1 protein-coding gene is annotated in these 636 nt (G+C 63.5%); it reads left to right on the top strand.

The features are described from left to right. On the top strand, positions 1–628 hold a 628-nt coding region (istB, locus tag IE258_RS40800), incomplete at its 5' end, for an IS21-like element ISBlo2 family helper ATPase IstB (protein ID WP_189750839.1). Between the last annotated feature and the right edge of the window lie 8 nt (positions 629–636).

The following is a 636-nucleotide window of genomic DNA, read 5'->3' as shown; positions in this document are numbered from 1 at the left end:
ACTGGCGAACAGGGAACGCGCGAAGCACGACAGGCTCCTGCGCCGCGCCCGGTCCCCCGTCGTCAAGGGTCTCGACGGCTACGACTTCACGAACGTCAGGCTCCCCGACGGCTACATGCTCGATGAGCTCCTAGGGCTCGGTTTCATCCCGCGCGCGCAGGACCTGGTGTTCTACGGCAAGACCGGGCGCGGAAAGACACATCTCGCGATCGGGCTGGGCATGAAGGCGATCGACATGGGGCTGGGCGTGCGGTTCCATCAGACCGCCGAGCTCGTCCTCCAGCTGGGCAAGGCCAAACGCGACGGCACGCTCGAGACGATGCTCCGGGACATCGGCCGTGCCGACCTGATCATACTGGACGAGTTCGGCTACGTACCCTTCGACATCGACGGGGCGCGCCTGCTCTACCAGATCATCGCGGGCAGCTACGAAAGACGGAGCATCATATTCACCACGAACATCGAGTTCAGTAAATGGGGCACGGTCTTCGCGGACGACAAACTCGCCGCAGCGATCATCGACCGCATCGTGCACCACGGGCGGCTCCTCGAGTTCACCGGCCAGAGCCGCCGCGTCAGTGAGGCCCTCATGTTCGGCAGGAACACCTCCGCGCAACCGGAAAAATAAGGAAAATG

Source organism: Streptomyces tendae (genome assembly GCF_014650435.1).
In the GTDB taxonomy this organism is placed as follows: domain Bacteria; phylum Actinomycetota; class Actinomycetes; order Streptomycetales; family Streptomycetaceae; genus Streptomyces; species Streptomyces tendae.
This window is presented reverse-complemented; position numbering and strand designations above follow the sequence as displayed.